This window comes from Delftia sp. GW456-R20 (assembly GCF_001622915.1).
Classification (GTDB): Bacteria; Pseudomonadota; Gammaproteobacteria; order Burkholderiales; family Burkholderiaceae_C; genus Comamonas; species Comamonas acidovorans.
Genome location: NZ_LWCN01000004.1, coordinates 3,634,083 through 3,648,812 on the forward strand (window position 1 = coordinate 3,634,083; position 14,730 = coordinate 3,648,812).

General features: G+C 72.0%; 10 protein-coding genes. 1 reads left to right on the top strand and 9 read right to left on the bottom strand.

What is annotated here, in order from left to right; genetic code table 11:
• Positions 1–8: 8 nt before the first annotated feature.
• The 4 genes from A4F85_RS21545 to A4F85_RS21560 all read right to left on the bottom strand — a co-directional run bounded on the left by A4F85_RS21545 (position 9) and on the right by A4F85_RS21560 (position 3,400).
• Positions 9–1,244, bottom strand: coding sequence for an FIST signal transduction protein (locus A4F85_RS21545; protein WP_034397936.1), 1,236 nt, complete (start codon positions 1,242–1,244; stop codon positions 9–11).
• Between the two features lie 76 nt (positions 1,245–1,320).
• Entirely contained in the window at positions 1,321–2,289 is a 969-nt protein-coding gene (locus A4F85_RS21550) for a PhaM family polyhydroxyalkanoate granule multifunctional regulatory protein (protein WP_063327674.1), read from the bottom strand.
• Between the two features lie 142 nt (positions 2,290–2,431).
• Positions 2,432–2,944, bottom strand: a complete 513-nt coding sequence (locus A4F85_RS21555) for a copper chaperone PCu(A)C (RefSeq protein ID WP_013800288.1) — start codon at positions 2,942–2,944, stop codon at positions 2,432–2,434.
• 96 nt (positions 2,945–3,040) lie between these two features.
• Positions 3,041–3,400, bottom strand: a complete 360-nt coding sequence (locus A4F85_RS21560; RefSeq protein WP_013800287.1) for a hypothetical protein — start codon at positions 3,398–3,400, stop codon at positions 3,041–3,043.
• 119 nt (positions 3,401–3,519) lie between these two features.
• Between A4F85_RS21560 and A4F85_RS21565 the strand changes: the two genes are divergently transcribed.
• Entirely contained in the window at positions 3,520–4,182 is a 663-nt protein-coding gene (locus A4F85_RS21565) for a glutathione S-transferase family protein (protein WP_012202455.1), read from the top strand.
• 18 nt (positions 4,183–4,200) lie between these two features.
• Here A4F85_RS21565 and recD read toward each other — a convergent pair whose 3' ends face one another.
• The 5 genes from recD to A4F85_RS21590 form a co-directional block, all read right to left on the bottom strand.
• Positions 4,201–6,396, bottom strand: coding sequence for an exodeoxyribonuclease V subunit alpha (gene recD / locus A4F85_RS21570; protein ID WP_063327675.1), 2,196 nt, complete (start codon positions 6,394–6,396; stop codon positions 4,201–4,203).
• Positions 6,393–10,244: an exodeoxyribonuclease V subunit beta gene (recB, locus tag A4F85_RS21575; RefSeq protein WP_063327676.1), complete on the bottom strand. Its 3,852-nt coding sequence runs from the start codon at positions 10,242–10,244 to the stop codon at positions 6,393–6,395. Before recB ends, recD begins: the two co-directional genes overlap by 4 nt.
• Positions 10,241–13,765, bottom strand: coding sequence for an exodeoxyribonuclease V subunit gamma (recC, locus tag A4F85_RS21580; protein ID WP_063327677.1), 3,525 nt, complete (start codon positions 13,763–13,765; stop codon positions 10,241–10,243). Before recC ends, recB begins: the two co-directional genes overlap by 4 nt.
• 70 nt (positions 13,766–13,835) lie before the next feature.
• Positions 13,836–14,288 (bottom strand): CopD family copper resistance protein, encoded by a 453-nt coding sequence (locus A4F85_RS21585; RefSeq protein ID WP_063327678.1) that lies wholly within the window; start codon positions 14,286–14,288, stop codon positions 13,836–13,838.
• Positions 14,285–14,725, bottom strand: a complete 441-nt coding sequence (locus tag A4F85_RS21590) for an RrF2 family transcriptional regulator (RefSeq protein ID WP_063327679.1) — start codon at positions 14,723–14,725, stop codon at positions 14,285–14,287. Before A4F85_RS21590 ends, A4F85_RS21585 begins: the two co-directional genes overlap by 4 nt.
• Positions 14,726–14,730: the final 5 nt, after the last annotated feature.

Here is a 14,730-nt window from a genome sequence, read left to right on the forward strand (position 1 = left end):
TACGATGCCTAGGCAGTGAACACCGTCAACACCCCGGCGAAGCGGTGCAGGCGGGCGTCCATGATCTCGGCTTCGGCGACGAAGCCGATCAATGGCACATCGCCCAGTGCGTGGCGCAGGGTGCGCAGTTCGGCATCGGGGCCGCCGAACAGGCCGCCGCCGCGGCCCCGGCAACTGATGTAGATGGCGCCACGGATGCGGGGCTGTGCCTCGCCTTCGGGCGCCGCCTCCTCGGGCTCCGCCGCATCGCGCAGCGCAGCGCCCAGTTGCAGCAGTTCCTGGCGCGCGACCTGGGCCTGGCGGCGGCAGAAGATCACCGAATGCCCGGCCTCCACGGCCGATGACAGGGCCACGCCCTGGCGCAGCGGGTCCAGCCCGACCAGGGTCAGCACCTGGGCCTCTTCGGTGAGCACGCCGTGGGCCATGCCCCGGCCCGGCGGCGCAATGGCCGCCAGCGTGCTGCGCACCGTGGTCAGCGCGGGCTGCCAGTCGCTGCCTTCCAGCTCCACGCCCAGCAGTTGCAGCAGGCGCTGCAAGGCCGGATCTCCATTGAGCCCGGTGACCAGGGCGCCGCGCGCCTCGGTGATCTCCAGGCCCTCGCCCAGCGGCACGCAGCCCTGGGCCATGCCCGTGATGCAGGGCACGCCCGCACCGAAGGCCACGCCCGAGAAGCCTCCACTGAAAATGCCGCGCGCATCCGCATGCTGCGCATGCAGGTCCTCGGTGCGGCAGGCGATCTGCACGCCCTCCACGCCATCGTCCCCGTCATCGCCCACGCCGCCGAACAGCAGGCCGGACTCGGTGCGCTCGGACAGCTCGTACAGCAACTCGGCCAGCTCGGGCTGGCCGCCTCCGGCATGGACCAGGGCCGAATGGGCCGTGAACCCGGCCTCGCCGCCCGGCGCATGCAAGGGCGCCAGGCCCGAATACAGGCGGTAGTGCGCCGCCGGCACATCGAGCAGCATCACCGCGAGCGCGGAACCGGACAGGTATTCATGGGACATGGCCAGCACGCCACCGGCCGAGCAGCCAGCCCAGTCCGCCACATGGGGCAAGGCCCTGGCCAGATGCTGCAGCAGCGGCCTTGCATGGGCGGCATGCGCGTGGGACAGGTACACCAGGCCCAGTCGGGGCCGCTGCGCGTGGCCCGGATCGGCCATCTGCGAGCGCAGTTGCAGCAGCACCGCGTCGGCCGCGGCGCGCCAGTCGGAATGGCTGGCATGGCCTACAGGAAACAACGACATTCCAACCTTCTTTCTAGCCCTGCCAGCGCCCGGCTTGCGGAGGGCTCTAGACCATCCATGGGTGCCGCCGTGCCGCTCAGCGCGGTGGCCGGCTCTTGGCCGGCGCCTTGCCTGCGGCCGGTGCCTTGGCTGTTGTCTTTGCGGTGGTCTTTGCCGCCGTCTTCCTGGCCGCTGCCTTGGCTGGCGCTTTGGCTGGAGCCTTGGCTGGAGCCTTGGCTGGCGCTTTCGCAGGCGCCTTGGCGGCTCCGGCCGGGGCCTTGGCCGCCGGTGCAGCCGCCTTGCCTGCCTGCGCGGCGAAGGCGCCAGCCTGGGCCGTCATGCGGTCCATGGCGGCCTTGGCGATGTCGCCGGCCATGCCGGTGGCGCGCTGTGCGGCAGCCACGGCCTCGGGGGCCATGGGCTCGGCCATGGCCTTGGCGGCGATCTGCTGGAATTGCTGGGTGAGTGCGCCCCACCATTGCATGGCCTGGCCCATGGCGGCGGCCTGGGCCGGCTCGTCCTTGGGCGCAGAAGCTTCAGGGCCGGAGGCCTTGCTGCCGGCATCCGCGGATGCAGCGGCCGCAGCAGCTGCAGGCGGCTCGACAGGGGGCTGCGCGGGCGCGGCCTGCGGCTTTTCCTGCTTGCCGGCCTTGCCGGCGGAGGACATGGGCCAGTCCGAGTGGTCGGACTGCCCCGCGCTGGCGGCGCCTTTGCCTGCAGTGGCTGCAGCAGCGGTGGCGGCTGCAGCGGCGGGGAACTGGAAGGCCTGCGCCAGTTCGCCCATGCTGACGTTCATGCCCTGCAGCGTGGACAGCGTCATGCGCTGCACTTCCAGGGCCTGGATGGTGGCGGCCAGCGCCTTGCCATTTTGGTCCAACCAGAACTGCACGGCCTTGAGTTCGGTGATGCGCTTGTCCACCTCCTCGATGCTCACCGTGGGCGCCACCCATTCGGGCAGGCGCCCCAGGGGCCGGGCGGTGGCCGATCCCGCGCTCTGGGCCAGGCCCTGCAGGAAGTCGAAACCGGGGATGAACTTGCCGAAACCGAAGGAGGACGCGTCACTCATGGCAGCACTCGCTAGGACTGGGTTGGAAGAGCATGCCGGCGAAGGATGCCGGCCATGCTCCCAGCTTAACCCAGGCACACGCCAAGTCCACGGCAAGTCATGCGCATGCGGCTGCGCACAAACCCGGTGCAATGGCGCTGGCTCAGTGCGAATGGCCTGCGTGGCCGCCGCCGTGGCCCGCTGCCGGGGCAGCCGCCGCGCCGGGCGCCATGGCACGCACGGGGACCTGCAGGCTCAGGCGCGAGGTTTCGCCCTTGGCATCCTTGAACACCAGGGTGATGGGCACCTGGCTGTCCTTGAGCAGCGGGCTCTTGAGCTGCTGCAGCATGACGTGGTAGCCGCCGGGCTTCAGGTCCACGGCCACGCCCTTGGGCAGGTCCAGGCCGTCGATGGCGCGCATGCGCATCACATCGCCTTCCATCTTCATTTCATGCACCTCGGCCACGCCGGCGGCGGGCGACTCCACACCCACCAGGCGCAGCGGCTCCTCGGCCGTCAGGCGCATGAAGGCGCCCGTGGCCTGCTGGCCCGGCACGCTGGCACGCGCCCAGGCGGCGTCGGCCTTGACGTGGGCGGCATCGGCATGGGCATGGGCCAGGCCCATGGACAGGGAGGCGGCGATCAGGAAAGGGGTGGTCCATTGACGCAGTGTCATCACGGTTTCTCCAGAAAATTCAATACGTTGCAGCACGGTCTGTGTGCCTTGCAAAAACAAAAGCCAAGCGAAAGAGGCAGGGATTGAAATGGGGAGTCACCGGGGCGGGGCGCGGGCTTGCGGCAAGGCCGGCATGGCCACGCTGTGGACGGAGGCCGGGTGCGCCCGTGGCTGCGCATCTGCCATCAGCGGTGCCGGGGCCGCACTGCACCGGGCGGGCGGCGGCGCCAGCGGGGGCAGGCACAGCGGGCAGTCGATGCCGTGGCTTCCGGCAAGGGCATTGTCCTGACCGGCCGGCGATGGCACCCAGACCGATTCGCCAGCGGCCGAGCACAGGCGCTCCCAGCCCGAGGCACGCGCCAGCGGCGCAAACGCCGATGCCAGAGCCACGCACAGCCACAGCCCCAGCACCCAGCGGGCGCAGGCAGCCAAGGTGGAGGGCAGGCGAAGCGGCATGGCGCCATTCTAGGGGTCTGCCCCAGTCGTCATCTCCGGGACCGCGCCATGCCCTGCCCGCCCCTACCATCACAGGCGCGCACCCTCGCCTTCACCACAAACAACCCAAGGAGACACCCATGCTCACCCTGTGCGGATTCGCGGCCAGCAACTACTACAACAAGGTCAAGCTGGCCCTGCTGGAAAAGCAGCTGCCCTTCAACGAGGAACTGGACTGGCTGGGCGAGACCGACATGGCACTGTCGCCGCTGGGCAAGGTGCCATACCTGCGCATCGACGACGGCCGGGGCCTGTGCGAGTCGGCCGCCATGGTCGAGTACGTGGAGACGCTGTCGCCCTCGCCGGCCCTGCTGCCGGCCGACGCCTTCGAGGCGGCCAAGGTGCGCGAGCTGTGCGTGTACCTGGACCTGCACCTGGAGCTGGTGGCGCGCATCCTCTACCCGCAGGCCTTCTTCGGCGGCCAGGTCAGCGACTCCACCCGGGAGCGCACGCTGGCCCAGCTCGACAAGAACGTGGCGGCCTTCGCCAAACTCGCGCGTTTCTCACCCTTTGTGGCGGGCGACAGCTTCACGCTGGCCGACTGCTGCGCCATCGTCCACCTGCCCCTGGTCAGCGCGGCCAGCAAGATCGTTGGCGGGCGCGACGTGCTGGCCGACCTGCCCGTGCGCGAGTACCTGGCGCGCATGGCCGAGCGGCCCACGGTGCAGCAGGTCAATGCCGACCGCAAGACCAATACGGCGCTGATGATGTCCCGCTACGCCAGCGACAAGACTCCGGCCTGAGCCGCCGCCCTGCCCGCCTCAGTCCTGCAGCCAGCGCAGCAGCCCGCTGGCGCGCTGCGTGGGGCTGCCAACGGCCGAGGCCAGCAGGCCCGGCACCTCGGAGAACAGCGAGAAGGCCTGGCGGGCGCGCGTGATGCCGGTGTAGACCAGCTCGCGCCCCAGCACGCTGCCGCCGCGCGAGGGCAGCACCAGTGCCGTGTGCTCGAACTCCGAGCCCTGGCTTTTGTGCACCGTCATGGCGAAGGCGGTCTCCACATGGGCCAGGCGGCTGACACCGACCGAGCGCAGCTCGTCACCCTGCAGGAAGTACACGCGCAGCGGCTGCCCGGACCCACCCTGCGGGGCCCCCTGTGACCCGCCCTGCGACCCACCCGGCAGCGCAATGCCGATGTCACCGTTGAACACGCCCAGCTGCGCATCGTTGCGCGTGACCATGACGGGCCGGCCCGCATACCATTCGCCGTTGCGGCGGATCGCGCCCTGCGCTTCCAGGGCCTGCTCCACCGCCCGGTTGAGGCCGGACACGCCCCAGTCCCCCTCGCGCACGGCGCACAGCAGCCGGAAGCGCTCGAAGGCCTGCAGCACATCGAACACCCAGGCCCGGTGCGCGGCCTCGTAGCCGCCGTCCGCAGCCGGCCTGTTTTGCAGCGCCCTAGCATACAGCGCATAACTGGCCAGGCCGCCACGCCCGCGCACGGCCAGTTCGGTCACGGCCTGCACGCCGCCGCCCTGGCGCTCCCAGAGTTCGGAGTGCGTACCGCCTTGCGTGCCGGCATCGAGCAAGGCCTGGGCCTGCGCGGCGTGGCCGGCATTCACGGCGCGCGCCAACTGGCCGATGGGGCCACCGAAGCGCCGGCTTTCGCGCAGCATGACGGTGTGCTGCGCAAGAGCCGGAGGCCGGTCGCCTGCCGGCGCCGCGAACTGCGGCGGCACCGCCTGGCCGGCCACGCGCAGCGCGTAGTCCAGCGTGTCCGGCAGGTAGCGTCCGGCCTGGGCATCGCGGCACAGGTCGCCCAGCACGGCGCCCGCCTCCACCGAGGCCAGCTGGTCCTTGTCGCCCAGCAGCACCAGGCGGGCGCCGGCCGGCAGTGCCTCCAGCAGCGCCGCCATCATCTCCAGGTGGACCATGGAGGCCTCATCGACGATGAGCACGTCCACGTCCAGCTGCCGGCCCGCATGGAATCCCCAGTGCCGCGTATCGGGCCGCGCGCCCAGCATGGAGTGCAGGGTGCGCGCCGCGCCCATGCGCTGCACCAGGCCCGCCAGGTCGATCTCGCCGCCCATGCTGCCCTGCAATTGCAGCAAGGCCCCGTCAATCGATTGCTTCAGGCGCGCAGCCGCCTTGCCCGTGGGCGCGGCCAGGGCCACGCGCAGCTGGCCGGCGTCGGGCGCCGTGGCAAACAGCAGGGCCAGCAGCCGCGCGGCGGTATAGGTCTTGCCGGTGCCGGGGCCGCCCGTGATCACCGACAGCCGGCCGCGCAGCGCCAGCGCGCAGGCCAGCTTCTGCCAGTCCACGGGGCCGCCTTCCGCCGCAGGCGGGAACAGGCGGTCCAGCCAGTGGCGGGCCAGGGCTTCGTCCAGCGGCTGGCCGGCCAAGGCCTGCGCCACCGTGCGCTGGATGACATGGGTGGCCACGGCGCGCTCGTAGTCCCAGTAGCGGCGCAGGTACAGCAGCGGCGCGGGGCCGTCGGCACCGGCCAGAACCAGGGGCTGGCCAAGGTCCTCGCCGCCATCCTGGCCCGCGTCGCCGATCACACGCACCACGGGGCTGGCACCCAGCGCCGCCACCCAGCCGGACAGGCGCGCGGGCAGCATCTGCCACAGGGCCTGCTGCGCGGGCAGCGCCTCGGCGGGCCAGGCCAGCACGTCGTTGGGGTGGCCGGCCAGCGGTGCCAGGGGCAGGCAGCTGTGGCCGCGCCCCTCCATCTGCGCCAGCAGCGCGGCGGCCACCAGCAAGGCGGGCCCGGCCTGCGCATCCTGCCCGGCGACGAAGGAGGCCAGCGCCGCATCCAGGCGCCGCAGCAGGCCGGCATCGGCCCAGCGGCGCAGCAGGGCCAGCACTTCATTGGTGTCTGGCGGCACGGCGCCCAGCGGTTTGCCGCCCAGCGATGCGTCGCCCGGCGGTTCGCCGCCCGGCGAGTCGTCGCCCGGCCGTTCGTCGAACAGGTCCAGCGTGGCCGTATCGACGGTCCGCGAACGGGGGCGCGGGCTCATGGCGGCTCCTGCATATCGGCGCGGCCGGGGCCGAGCAGTTCATCGAGCGCATCGAGCAGGGGCAGCTCGGGCGCCATGGCATGCATGCCACCGGCCGGGCCATCGATGCCGCGCAGAAAGTAGTACAGCGCGCCGCCCAGCTGGCGCTGCGGCTCGTAGGCCGTGCCCAGGCGGCTGCGCAGCAGCCGGTGCAGGGCCAGCAGGTAGAGCGCGGCCTGCACGTCGTAGCGGTGGTGGAGCATGGCGCGGGCCAGGGCCTCCTGCCCGTAGGCGGCGCCGTCCGGGCCCAGGTGGTTGCTCTTGTAGTCAAGCACCCAGTAGCGGCCCTCGTGGCAGAACACCAGGTCGGCGAAGCCCATGAGCATGCCGTGCAGCGAGCGCTGGGGCAGCGCGGGCCGCTCCTGCCCCGGCAGGATGAAGCGCCGGCACAGCTGGTCGATGCGCTCGGCCGGCAGCTGGCGCGCGGGCAGCCAGAACTCCATCTCGGACAGTTGCGGGCCCAGCGTGGCCAGCGTGACATCGAGCGGCGCCAGCGGCTGGTGGACCACGGCCGTGAGCCAGGCCAGCAGGTCGCGCGCCTGCTCGCCCCGGCCCGCGCGCTCGCAGCGACGCACCAGGCGATCAGCGAGCGCACCCTGGCCGTCCACGGGCAGGGCAAAGTCTTCGCCGCCCAGCCATTCCAGCTGGTCGTGCACGAAGTTGCCGACCACGGGGCCGCGCAGAAAGCGGTGCCAGACCGCAGGCCCAGCGGCCGGTCCATCCTGCAGGGGCTGCAGGCCCGCCAGGCCGGCCAGGCCGGCAATGTCCGCCAGTTCCGGCGATGGCGGCGGCTCCAGCGCCTGCTCATCCTCGGCCGGGCGCTGCACGGCTACGGGCAGCACGGGCAGGCTGGGCGCGGCCATGGCGCGCACCAGGGCCGAGAAGCTGCCGATGCCCCAGCGGGTGTCGAAGCGCGCGTCGTAGGCCGGGGCATCGTGCAGCGGCGTGGCGCCCGCTGGGGGCTGCCAGCGCGTGCGCTGCAGTGGCACGGCATCCAGGTCGCGCCAGGCCATGTGCGGGTCTTCGCCGCACAGCTGCTGCAGGCCGTCGCGCCAGCCCTGGGCCGAGCGCGGCTCGGTGCCGCCCAGCAGGTAGCCGGCTGCGCCCTGCTCGTTCACGCAGGCCTTGCCGTTGCCGCGCTTGAGCGGGGCCAGGCCCAGCCACAGCGCATGGCGCGGGCGGGTGAGCGCCACGTAGAACAGGCGCAGGTCCTCGCGCAGCCGCTCGCGGTCGGCCTGGGCCAGCTCCTCGTCGCTGAAGTCCAGCAGCAATCGGCGGGCCGGAGCCGCATCGTCTTGCGACTCGTCCTGCGCGGACAGGGTCAGGAACGGCGTTCTGGCCCGTTCCATGGGGCGGAAGCTGCCCGCAAACGGCAGGCAGACCAGCGGGTACTCCAGGCCCTTGCTCTTGTGCACGGTGACGAGCTTGACCAGGTCGGCATCGCTTTCCAGGCGCACCACCTGCTCTTCGCTGCCGCTGCCAGGCGTCTCGATCTGGGTGGCCAGCCAGCGGATCAGGGCCTGCTCGCCCTCCAGCTGGGCGCTGGCGGTCTGCAGCAGCTCGGCCAGGTGCAGGTAGTTGGTCAGGCGCCGCTCGCCGCCCATGGCCGGGTCCTGCAGCCAGCGCACGGGCAGGTCCAGCCGGTACAGGGTCTGGCGCAGCATGGCCAGCACGCCCAGGCGCAGCCAGATGCTGTGCAGTTCGCGAAGCTGCTCGCTGCGCACGTCAAAGGCTTCCTCGTCGGCGGCCAGCCAGGCCAGCTCGTCCAGCGACAGGCCGATGAGCCGCGTGGCCAGGCCCGCGCGCACGGCCTGGGCATCCAGCGGCGCGGCGACGGCGCGCAGCCAGTACAGCAGGTCATGGGCCTCGTCGCTGGCGAACACCGAATCCTGGTCCGACAGGTAGACCGAGGCCACGGCGCGCGCCTGCAGCTCTCGGCGCACGGCGGCCGCCTCTCGGCCCGTGCGCACCAGCACGGCGATGTCGGCAGGCCGCAGGCGCACAAGGCGGCCATCGGGCTGCACAAAGCCGGCCTGCGGGTCGGCCAGCCACTGCACGATCTGCTCGGCGCAATGGGCCGCAAAGCGGCGCCGCACCTCGTCGGCCGACAAAGGCAGGGGGATGCCGGTGTCCTCGTCACGGCCCGCACTCCAGGCCACGGTGAGGGCGGGCATGGCGCCGTCGCGCGTGTGCAGCAGCTCGCGCCGGCCCTGGGCGGCCACGGGCTCGAACGGCAGCGGGTTGTGGCTGCCGCGCCGGAACATGAAGGCGCCCTCGCCCGGCCGCTGCTCGGCCTGCGCGAACCAATGGTTGGCGGCGCCCACCAGCGCCTGGGTAGAGCGGTAGTTGGTGCCCAGCACGTAGTGGCGCCCCTGGGTGGCGCGGCGCGCCTGCAGGTAGCTGTGGATGTCGGCGCCGCGAAAGCCGTAGATGGACTGCTTGGGGTCGCCGATCAGCAGCAGGGCGCTGTGCGGGTCGTTGGCCGCCGTGCGGTAGATCTGGTCGAACAGGCGGTACTGCAGCGGCGAGGTGTCCTGGAATTCATCGATCAGCGCCACCGGGTACTGGGCCAGGATGCGCTCGCGCAGCACGGCGCCGTTGTCGCCGGCCAGGGCCGTATCCAGGCGCTGCAGCATGTCGGCAAAGCCGAAGCTGCCAGCCTGGCGCTTGAGGTGGGCCAGCCGCTGCGCCACGCGCGCGGCCGCATGCAGGCGCACGGCCACGCTGACGGGCGGCAGTTGCTCCAGCTGCACCAGCAGCGCCTGCAGCTCGTCCAGCTCCAGCGGCATGAGCACATCGCCGGCCGATCCCTTGAAGGCCTCGGCCAGGCCCTCGGGGCTGAGGCGGTGGCGCGCGGCCTCGGTCAGCGCCAGCGGGCCGTCCAGCGGCGCGCGCGACCAGTCGGCCAGCGCGGCCAGCCAGCCGGTGTAGCGCGCGGGCTGCAGCTTGCGCTTGTCCCACAGCGCGCCATGGCCGTCGAGCTGTCCATCCAGCCACAGTTGCAGGCGCTGTGCCTTGTCGTCCCAGCCGGCCGCCAGGGCCAGCAGGCGGCTGCGGCGCTGCTCCATGGCGCGCTGCAGGCAGTCGGCCAGGCTGCCCTCGCCCGCGCCGGGCACGGGGGGCTCGCGCAGCAGGGCGCGCATGTCATCGACCAGGGCGCCGACGTGGGGCCAGATCTTCAGGACCTCGTCCAGCAACTCGTCGGACAGCGGGTAGCACTGCTGGCGCCAGTAGTCCTGCGCGGCCTCGGTCTGGCGCTGGCTTTCGTCGGGCTCCAGCGTTTCGTCGAAGAGGTTGCCGCTGTCGAAGGCATGCTCGCGCAGCATGCGCTGGCACCAGGCGTCGATGGTGTGGATGGCCGCGTCGTCCATGCATTCGGCCGCCATGGCCAGGCGCCAGGCCGCGCGTTCACGGGCCGCGCCTTCGGGGTAGGCCTCGCGCAGCGCGTGCAGGAAGGCGTCGTGGGGCGCGGGCTCGGCCTCGCCGCGAAAGCACTGCACGGCCTCGATCAGGCGCTTGCGTATGCGGTCGGACAGCTCGCGCGTGGCCGCGCGCGTGAAGGTCATGACGAGGATGTCGGGTGGCATCAGCGGGCGCTCGAAGGCCGTGCTGCCCTCGCCATGCCCCAGCACCAGGCGCAGGTAGAGCGCAGCAATGGTCCAGGTCTTGCCGGTGCCGGCGCTGGCCTCGATCAGGCGGCTGCCCCACAGCGGGAAGCGCTGCGCGTCGAGCACATGGCCGGTCACGTCGCCGTCCACATCGCCGTCCACATCGCCGGTCGCGGCGCCGATCATTTCGCTCGCGCTCATTGGGCATCCCCCTGGTACGGCAGGACCTGCACCTGCGCGGCCACCCAGTCGAGCAGCGGCGCATGGGCGGCATGTGCCAGGGCCTCGAAACGGCCATCGGCGCTCAGCTGTTCGAAGTCCGGGTAGCAGCGTGCCCAGGACGGGTCCTCGCCTTCGCCGCCGACCAGATGACCGCCCTCATAGGCCTGCTGGGCCGCAGCGGGAAAGCCTTCGGCCATGGCCAGGCCGCTGCGCAGCGGCAGGGGCAGCGGGCCGTTCTGGCCTTCGCGCCACAGGGCCATCAATTCACGCAGCCGTGCCAGCGCGTCGGAAGGGTTCATGGGCAGCACCTGCACCAGGCCGTCGCGCGCCACCACGCGCAACTCGGCCTGCGAGCCGCTGGCGGCCAGCGCCAGGCTGCGCAGGTAGACCGGCATGAGCTTGTCGGCATGGGGCCTGCCCTTGGCATTGAGCAGGTTGCGCGGGTCCAGCAGCAGCCAGCACTGTGCGTCGTCCGCATCGGGGGACTCTTCGGTTTCGCAGGACTGGCGCAGCCCATCGATCCAGTCGTCGAACACCAGGCCATCGTCCTCGATCAGCAGCCGCCTGCGCGGCGCGGGATGGGCATACCGATCCAGTTGCTGGCGCCAGGCCCGCAGCGAAGGCGTGACCGAGGACTGCAGCGCCCGCGCGCCGCGCTCGCCCAGCCCCGCCAGCGGCAGCCGCCCCGAGCGCGTGAGGCGCGCCACGGCCGCTCGCACGCTGTCTTCCATGGCCTGGGGCGCCTGCCCGGGCTCGTCCAGGCCGGCCGCCACCTGCTGCTGCAACTGCTGCACCAGCAGGTATTCGGTCAGGCCGTCGAGCTGGAACAGCTCCTCGTCCACCACGGGGTTGTCCTCCTGCTCGAAGCGCACCTGCAGGCGCTGGCTCAGGTAGGCGCGCGCCGGGTGGCGCAGGAAATCGGTGAGCCGAGCCAGCGTCAGCGGCGCCGAGGCGTCGGGGACAAAGGGCGGGCGCGGCTGCGCGGGCAGCGCAGGCAACGCGTCCGTGCCGTCAGACTGCGCATGCGCGGCCCGCCATTCGCGCGCATAGGTGGTCCAGGGCGAGCCTTCTTCGAAATAGCGGCGGCTGAAGGGCTGCAGCGGATGCTGCTGCGTGCGCTGCGCCAGCAGCGGCTGGCCGCCTTCGCCGCGCCAACCCGTCCCCAGGTAGTCGCGCAGCTGGGAGACCAGGACCGAGGGCGGCTGCTCGCTGTTGTCGCGCACATGGTGGCCGGTCCAGCTGATGTAGAGCGCGCGGCGTGCGGACAGCAGGGCTTCGAGCATGAGCTGGCGGTCATCGTCGCGGCGCGCGCGGTCGCCGGGGCGCTGCTGGCCGGGCAACGCCATCAGGTCGAAGTCGCTGCGCATGGCGCGGCGCGGATAGTCGCCATCGTTCATGCCCAGCAGGCAGACCACCTCGAAGGGAATGGCCCGCATGGGCATCAGCGTGCAAAAGGTCACGCCACCGGCGCGAAAGCGCTGCGACAGCGAGGGCTGCTCCAGCGCCTGCATCCAGGCCTCCTGAGCCACGCCCAGTTCCACAGCGTCCGCGTAGCCGGCCTGCTCGCAGGCGCGCTGCCAGTCCGTGAGGGCGGCGTCCAGCGCGGCCAGCATGGCCTCGTCCTCATCGTCCTGCGCCTTGAAGAAGTCCTGCAGCAGTGCGCGAAAGCGCTGAGCCCAGACCTCGGGCGTGGCGGGCCGCCCGGCCTCGCGCCACCAGGCCAGCATGCGCTCCAGCAGCGCGGCCAGCACGCCGGCCAGCTCGGCCGACAGGCCGCCCACTTCGTCATAGGGCTCGATGCCGCCAAAGGCCTGGCCGTCCTGCGCCACGCCGCCGGCATAGCCCAGCAGCATGCGCTGCAGGCCGAACCAGGCGCTGTTGTGCTCGCCGCAGGCCTGCAGGCCCAGGGCGCCGCGCTGCGGCGCATTGAGTCCCCAGCGGATGCCGGCCCCGGCCATCCAGCGCGTGAGCTGGGGCAGGTCGTCGGCCGCCAGCCCCATGCGCGCGGCAATCGCGGGGACGTCCAGCAGGTCGCACAGCTCGCTGAGCCGGCAGCGCTGCTGGGGCAGGCGCAGCAGCCATTGCAGGGCCACGGCCAGCGGGCTGCTGGCGCGCGCACCCAGGTCGGCGATGTCGAAGGGAATATGGCGCGGGTCATGGCGGCCGTACTGGCCGAAGACCGCACGTATCGAGGGCGCTGCCGTCTCTATGGACGGGAGCATGACCACCACGTCACGCGGGGCCAGCGGCGCTTGCCCTGGCTGGGCAGGATCCGGTGGCCGGGCCAGCATCTGCAGCAACTGGTCGTGCAGCACTTCCAGCTCGCGCACCACGCTGTGGGCGCTGTGAAAGACGATGGAGCGGTCGGCCCGCGCCACCTCCAGCGGCGGGTGCTCGGCCAGCGGCACCAGGTCGCGGATGCGCTGCTGCACCTGGGCCAGCAGCGGCGCGGCGCGCAGGTCCTCGGCATCGGTTTCGTCGAACAGGTCCACGCGCGGCATCTGCAGCTGCGCGGCGGCACCCGTGGTGTCGAAGGCGTCGAGCTGGCGCACATAGTCGCGGCTTTGCCGGCCCCAGGCGGCCAGCAGCGGATGGGCGTGGGCGTGCATGGCCTCCAGCGGCAGCTGCGCCAGATCGCGCCCGCCGCGCAGCGGCTGGCGGCGCCGCGCCATGCGCAGCAGTTCGCGCCCGTCGATGGCGTCGGCCCAATGGAAGCGGCAGGGATTGGGCACGGCCAGCAGCACCTGGCTGTGGCGGGCAATGGCGGCCAGGAATTCCAGCAGGCTCAGCGGCAACTGGCTGATGCCGAACACCACCACGCGGCGCGCCAGCGGCGCGGCCGGCGGCTCGCCGGACTGCAGCGCGGCCAGCACCCTGCCCTGCAGGCGCGCGCGCGTGGCGCCGCGCTGGTCCTCGTCCAGCTCGGCCAGCACGGCGCGCCACAGGCGCGGCTGCCACTGCTGGCCTTCGGGCACCGGGGCGTCCGCCACACCAGGGCGCAAGGGCATGGGCAGCACGTCATGCCCGGCCTCCCAGGCGTCCAGCCAGTCGGCGCGGTAGATCTGGTATTGGTCGAAAAGGTCGGCCAGGCGCTGGGCCAACTGCAGCAGCCGCTCGGGCTCGCCGGGGCGCAGAAAGCCTGCAATGGGGGCGAAGGCCGGGTCATGAAGGCACTGCGGCAGCAGGCGCATGAGCCGCCAGGTCATGGGCGTCTTGTCCAGCGGCGATTCGCGCGGCACGGCCTGGCGGCCCAGCACCTGGCGGTAGCTGCGCCACACAAAGCGCGCGGGCAGTTCCACGCGCGCGGCGGCACACACGCCCAGCTGCTCGGCCATGCGCATCTTGAACCACTCGGCCATGCCGTTGCTCTGCACCAGCACCACCTCGGGTTCCAGCACATCCAGCGGGTGCGCAGCCAGCCATGCCAGCACCGTGTCGGCCAGCACCTCCGTCTGATTCCCGTGCAGGGCGATCAAGCCCGGCTGCCAATGCGATGCCACCTCTGCGCCCCCGTGCTCCAAGCCATGCGAGCAGCGAGCTTAACGCGGGCAGAGCCTGCCTGCAGGCTGTTTACCAGTGCAGGTAGAACATGGCCTTGGCCAGCAGCACGATGGCCAGCACGTGGCAGAACACGCTCAGGTGCAGGCGTTGCGAGCGGCGCCCGCCCAGCACACCGCGCCGGCGCCACCACATGGCCGCCAGGAAATGCCCGAACACGCTGAGCGCCAGCACGATCTTGAGCGCCAGCAACAGGCCGAAGCTGCTGGCCAGCGGAGCGGCAAAGGCGGCAGCCAATGCCGCGCGGTGCTGCCAGGCCAGCCCCAGCCCCGCGCCGTACAGCACCATCAGCACCCAGGGCATGACGGCGACCGCGCGGTCGCCCAGCGCCTGCTCGGTGGCGCGCGCCACGGCAGCGGGCAGGTGGCGGCGCGCCCCGGCCAGCAGCACGACTTCGAAGAACACCGTGCCTGCAAAGGCAATGGCCGCCAGCAGGTGCAGGGTCAGCAGCAGTCCGTAGCTCATGCGCGGCTCCTGTGCGGCAGGGGCAGGGATGCGGGAGCCGGCAGCAGATCGGCCAGCGTGAAGCCGTCCAGATGGGCCATGAAGCTGTCCAGCGCCCCGCCCAGCACGCCGGCCAGCCGGCAGTCCTGCGCAAGCGTGCAGGCCGGCGGGCTGGTGCCCGTGAAGCACTCGACGATGGCAAGGTCCGGCTCCATGCCGCGCACCACGTCGCCCAGGCCGATGTCGGCCGGCGCATGGGCCAGGCGCATGCCGCCGCCCTTGCCGCGCACGGTCACGATCCAGCCGCGCAGCGCCAACTGGTGCGTGACCTTCATGAGGTGTGCTTCGGAGATGGCATGGGCCTGGGCGATCTCGGCAATCGTGCACAGCCGCCCGGGGCGGCGCGCCACATGCATGAGCAGGCGCAGCGCGTAGTCGGTCATCAGGGTCAGGCGCATGGCAG

Bases quoted from the DNA above. Each gene is read 5' to 3' on its own strand.
- A4F85_RS21545 (WP_034397936.1), bottom strand. From the start codon at position 1,244: ATGTCGTTGTTTCCTGTAGGCCATGCCAGCCATTCCGACTGGCGCGCC.
- A4F85_RS21550 (WP_063327674.1), bottom strand. From the start codon at position 2,289: ATGAGTGACGCGTCCTCCTTCGGTTTCGGCAAGTTCATCCCCGGTTTC.
- A4F85_RS21555 (WP_013800288.1), bottom strand. From the start codon at position 2,944: ATGACACTGCGTCAATGGACCACCCCTTTCCTGATCGCCGCCTCCCTG.
- A4F85_RS21560 (WP_013800287.1), bottom strand. From the start codon at position 3,400: ATGCCGCTTCGCCTGCCCTCCACCTTGGCTGCCTGCGCCCGCTGGGTG.
- A4F85_RS21565 (WP_012202455.1), top strand. From the start codon at position 3,520: ATGCTCACCCTGTGCGGATTCGCGGCCAGCAACTACTACAACAAGGTC.
- recD (WP_063327675.1), bottom strand. From the start codon at position 6,396: ATGAGCCCGCGCCCCCGTTCGCGGACCGTCGATACGGCCACGCTGGAC.
- recB (WP_063327676.1), bottom strand. From the start codon at position 10,244: ATGAGCGCGAGCGAAATGATCGGCGCCGCGACCGGCGATGTGGACGGC.
- A4F85_RS21585 (WP_063327678.1), bottom strand. From the start codon at position 14,288: ATGAGCTACGGACTGCTGCTGACCCTGCACCTGCTGGCGGCCATTGCC.
- A4F85_RS21590 (WP_063327679.1), bottom strand. From the start codon at position 14,725: ATGCGCCTGACCCTGATGACCGACTACGCGCTGCGCCTGCTCATGCAT.